This is a genomic window from Sphingopyxis sp., assembly GCF_050725655.1.
GTDB lineage: Bacteria > Pseudomonadota > Alphaproteobacteria > Sphingomonadales > Sphingomonadaceae > Sphingopyxis.
The window spans coordinates 1-5,053 of sequence record NZ_JBOHHT010000016.1 but is presented as its reverse complement, the minus strand read 5'-3'; the positions used below and the strand labels follow the sequence as shown (position 1 = coordinate 5,053).

3 protein-coding genes are annotated in these 5,053 nt (G+C 66.8%); all 3 read left to right on the top strand.

What is annotated here, in order from left to right:
* Positions 1-2,052: alpha-glucosidase (locus tag ACREBX_RS01850; protein ID WP_431560054.1), on the top strand; the 2,052-nt coding region annotated here is incomplete at its 5' end.
* Entirely contained in the window at positions 2,049-3,602 is a 1,554-nt protein-coding gene (locus ACREBX_RS01845) for a glycerol-3-phosphate dehydrogenase/oxidase (protein ID WP_431560053.1), read from the top strand. The genes ACREBX_RS01850 and ACREBX_RS01845, both read left to right, overlap by 4 nt.
* Before the next feature lies 1 nt (position 3,603).
* The gene (locus ACREBX_RS01840; RefSeq protein WP_431560052.1) at positions 3,604-5,007 is read left to right on the top strand and encodes an FAD-binding oxidoreductase; all 1,404 of its coding nucleotides are present in this window, start codon (positions 3,604-3,606) and stop codon (positions 5,005-5,007) included.
* The last annotated feature ends 46 nt before the right edge of the window (positions 5,008-5,053 follow it).

Here is a 5,053-nt window from a genome sequence, read left to right as displayed (position 1 = left end):
GACAGGGAGGATTGTATGGAAGCAGCGAAAGGATCCTCCTTGATGGCGCTCGATGCGCTCGACACCGGCTTTGCGCTCCGCCTTGGCGGGCAGGCGATCCTGACCCACAGCGAAGGCGCACCCTGTTTCTTCGTCGGGCGCGGCGAAGCGCATGTGCATTCGAAGCTGGGCCATTTCGATGTGGCGCAGGAGGTGATCGAGCGGGTCGCGCTGGCGCATGTCGAGGTCGAGGGCGACGTCATGCGTTTTTCCGAAAGCGCGGGCACGCCGTGGTTGCTCGAAGCCACGGTTTCGGGCGATGGCGACGAGGCGGTGATCGCCTTGAAGGCGCTCGATCCGGCGCTCAACCGGCTGTGGCTGCGCGTGCCCACCGAAGCCGGCGAGCATGTGTGGGGCGGCGGCGAGCAATTCTCTTATTTCGACCTGCGCGGGCGGCATTTTCCCTTGTGGTCGAGCGAGCCCGGTGTCGGGCGCGATCCCGCATCACCCTTGTTCCGGCAGGTCGAGGCGCACCGCAAGGGCGGCGGCGGCAGCACTACGCACACCAATTACCCGCAGCCGACCTATGTGAGTTCGCGGCATTATGCGCTGCATGTCGACAGCTTTGCCTATGCGGCGTTCGATTTCCGGGCGGGCGATTTTCACGAGGTCGAGGTGTGGGAAATTCCCGCCAGGATCGAGCTGTGGGCGCGGCCGCGCTTTACCGAGCTGGTGTCGGCATTGTCGCAGCGGTTCGGCCGTCAGCCGCCGCTGCCCGAATGGTTGCTGAAGGGTGCCGTCATCGGGCTGAAGGATGGCGACAATAGTTTTGCGCGGCTGAAGACCTATGAGGACGCCGGGGTCGCGGTGTCGGGGCTGTGGTGCGAGGATTGGGTCGGGCTGCGCATTACCAGCTTCGGCAACCGATTATTCTGGGACTGGCAATGGAATGCCGAGCGCTATCCCGAATTGCCCGCGCGGATTGCGGAGTTGCGCGAGCGTGGCATTCGTTTCCTTGGCTATGTGAATCCCTATCTCGCGGTCGATGGGCCGCTTTACGCCGAGGCGGCGGCGCAGGGGTTCATGGTGATGCATCCCGAGAAGGACGAGCCCTATGTGATTGACTTCGGCGAGTTCGATTGCGGGCATGTCGACTTCACCAATCCCGCGGCGGCGGCATGGTTCGCCGAGACGATCATCGGCGAGAAGATGATCGATTTCGGGCTGTCGGGCTGGATGGCCGATTTTGGCGAATATCTGCCGGTCGACGTCCGGCTGGCGAATGGCGAGAGCGGGATGACCGCGCACAATCGCTGGCCGGCCTTGTGGGGCGAGGTCAATGCGACGGGCATCGCGGGGCGCGGGCAGACCGGCGAGATGATGGTGTTCATGCGATCGGGCGGGGCCGGCGTGCAGGGCCATTGTCCGATGCTGTGGGCGGGCGATCAGGCGGTCGATTTCAGCCGCCACGACGGGATCGGCACGGTGATCTGCGCCGCGCTGTCGGCGGGAATGCTGGGCAATGCGCATCATCACAGCGATTGCGGTGGGTATACGAGCCTGTTCGACACCACGCGCGACGCCGAGCTGGCGATGCGCTGGGCCGAAATGTCGGCGTTTACGTCGATGATGCGGACGCACGAGGGCAATCGGCCGCGGCAGAATGTCCAATACGACGACGATCCCGAACTGCTCGCGCATTTCGCGAAGATGACGCGGATCTATGCGCATCTGGCGCCCTATCTGCGGCGGCTGTCGCAGGAGGCTTCGGAAACGGGGCTGCCAGTGCAGCGGCCGTTGTTCCTGCATTTCGAGGACGACGCGGAGACCTATGCGATCCAGACAAGCTATCTGCTCGGGCCCGATCTGCTCGTCGCGCCGGTGATCGCGGCGGGGAAGAACGAGTGGACGACTTATCTGCCCGCGGGCGCCGAGTGGGTGCATCTCTGGTCGGGCAAGAGCTATGCGGGCGGCGGCGATGTGACCGTCGCGGCGCCGTTCGGGCAGCCGCCGGTGTTTTACCGCGCGGGGTCGGCGGATAGCGCGCTGTTCGACGGGATCGTTACCGCGTGACCGGTGCCGCGCTCGATGCGCGGGGCCGCGCGCAGGTCTTTGCCGAGTTGGAGGCGCGCAGCTTCGACCTTGCGGTAATCGGCGGCGGCATCACCGGCGCGGGGATCGCGCGCGATGCCGCGATGCGCGGGCTGTCGGTCGCGCTGGTCGAGGCGCGCGACTATGCGAGCGGGACGAGCAGCCGCAGCTCGAAGATGATCCATGGCGGGCTGCGCTATCTGGCGCAGGGCGACATTGCGCTGGTCAAGGAGGCGGCGTCGGAGCGGCAGATATTGCGGCGGATCGCGCCGCATCTGACGCGGCTGTCGCCCTTCCTGATCCCGACGACGAATATGGCGATGACCGCGAAGCTGCGGACGGGCCTGTGGACCTTCGAGAAATTGGGCGGGGTGCCCGAGGCCGAGAAGCATGAGGTGATCGGGCTGGCGGAACTGCAACGCCGCGAGCCGCTGATGCGGACCGACGGGCTGAATGGTGCGGTGCTGTATCCCGAATTTTTGACCGACGATGCGCGGCTGGTGCTTGCCAATGTCCGGAGCGCGCAGGGTGCGGGCGCGGTGGCGATCAACCATGCGGCGGCGTCCGAACTGACGGGTGACGGGCTGGTCGCGACGTCGACCCTGGACGATGGTCTGGGCGCGCGGGTCAAGGCGAAGCTGGTGGTGAACGCCGCGGGGGCGTGGGTCGACAAGGTGCGCGGGCTGGAAGCGGGCGAAGACGACGTGCGCATGTCGCTGAGCCGCGGCATCCATCTGGTGCTGCCGCGCGAGCGGCTGCCGATCAATTCGACCATCATCATTCGCGCGCCCGACAAGCGCAGCATCTTCGCGGTGCCGCGCGGGGCTTTCGCCTATATCGGGACGACCGACGTGTTCCACGATGGCGCCGATTACTGGCCTGCGGCGACGCGCGAGGACATCGACTATCTGCTGCGCGCGACCGGGGCGGCGCTGAGTATCGATCCGATCCGCGATGCCGAGATCGTCTCGCTGTGGTCGGGGGTGCGCCCGCTGATCGCGCAGCCGGGCAAGAAGGCGAACGAGGTGTCGCGCAAAGACGAGATCTGGACGTCGCCGGGCGGGATGGTGTCGATCGCCGGGGGCAAATTGAGCGCCTATCGCGCGATGGCCGAGCGGGTGGTCGATCTGGTGGTGGAGCGGCTGGGCAAGACCGCCCTGCCCTGTTCGACCGCCAACGCGCCGTTGCCGGGGGGATCGCGCGAGGCGCGGCTGGCCGGGCTCGACCCGCGCGCGGCCGAGCGGCTGGCCGGACTGTACGGCGACGAGGCTAGCGAGATCGTGCTTGCAGGCGGCGATGTGGCTGCCGAGGCGGTGCGTGCAGTGACGCATGAGGGCGCCGCTACCCTTGAGGATTATTGGGTGCGACGCAGCGCGCGTGCCTGGTTCGATCAGGGCGCCGGGCTGGGGTCGCTCGCCCCTGCCGCCGAGACCATGGGCGCGCTGCTCGGCTGGGATGACGCCAGGACGGCGGCCGAGATCGCACATTGCCGCCAGATCAACGATGCGAGCCGCAGGCTTTTGGGAGAGTGAGATGAGTTCGATAGCCGAAGCCCTTGCCAGCATTATCGGCGCCGACCGCGTCACGAGCGATGCCGATGCGCTGAACGCGCGGCGCTATGACCAGTGGGCGGTCAAGCATCTGCGCGACTGGCGGGGCGACGCCGTGGCCGCGCCGGGCTGCGTCGTGCGGCCGCAGTCGGTGGATGATGTGCAGAAGGTGGTGCGCCTCGCCGCTGAACGCCGCGTGCCGCTGATCCCGTTCGGGCTCGGCAGCGGGGTGTGCGGCGGGATCGAGCCGACTCCGCAAGCGATCCTGCTCGACATGAGCGGCATGAACCGGGTGCGGTACATCGACAGCGACGATTTGCTCGCGAGCTTCGATGCCGGGCTGAACGGCATGGAGGCCGAGGAGGTGGTCGCGGCGCATGGGCTGACGATCGGCCACTGGCCGCAGTCGATCGCGATCAGCAGCGTCGGCGGCTGGGTCGCGACGCGCGCGTCGGGGCAATTCTCGACCGCTTACGGCAACATCGAGGAGATCATCCATTCGATCGAGGCGGTGCTGCCGAACGGCGAGTTGGTGACGCTGGGCAAAGCGGTGCGCGCCGCCGCCGGGCCCGATTTGCGCCACCTGCTGATGGGCGCCGAGGGAACGATGGGCGTGATCACCGGGGTGACCTTCTCGCTGCGCGCCAGGGCGCCGCACCGCGATTACAGCAGCTTCTATGCCGACGACATGCGCGCGGGGTTCGAGGCGCAGCGGCAGATCATGCGCGCCGACTGGCGCCCGCCGGTGATGCGGCAGTACGACGGACGCGAAGTGCGGCGGCTGTTCCGCGAGCATGAGCGGGGCGGCAAGGCGATGCTGCTGATGGTGCATGAAGGGCCGAAGAGCCGCGTCGATGCCGAACTGGCGGCGATGCACGAGATTTGCGGCGCGGCGGGGCTGGAGGCCGGCGATCCGATGGCGGCGAAGACGTGGATCGAAAAGCGCAACCATGTGCCAAGCTGGCGCGATATGTTCGAGCGCGGCTATGTTGCCGACACGGTCGAGATTTCGGGGCGGTGGAGCGAGATCGGCGCGATCTATGACGACAGCATCGCGGCGCTCAATCAGATCCCCGGCGTGATAAACGCGTCGGCGCATAGCAGCCATGTCTATCGATCGGGGATCAACCTCTATTTCAGTTTCGCCGCGACGTTCGAGGAGAGCGCGAAGATGGAGCCCGCCTATTTCGCCGGCTGGCGCGCGATCATGGAGGCGACCGCGAAACATGGCGGCGGGGTCGCGCACCATCATGGCGCGGGGCGGCTGCGCAAGCCGTATCTGCACCATGATCTGGGCGAGAGCGGGGTCGCGTTGCTGCGGCAATTGAAGAATTGTCTCGATCCCGAGGGGATCATGAATCCGGGCAATCTGATACCCGATGCTTAGGTTGGGGCCAAATAAGCCCCTCCCCTTCAGGGGAGGGGTTGGGGTG

Coding starts and splice junctions, on each gene's coding strand:
- ACREBX_RS01840 (WP_431560052.1), top strand. CDS start 3,604: ATGAGTTCGATAGCCGAAGCCCTTGCCAGCATTATCGGCGCCGACCGC.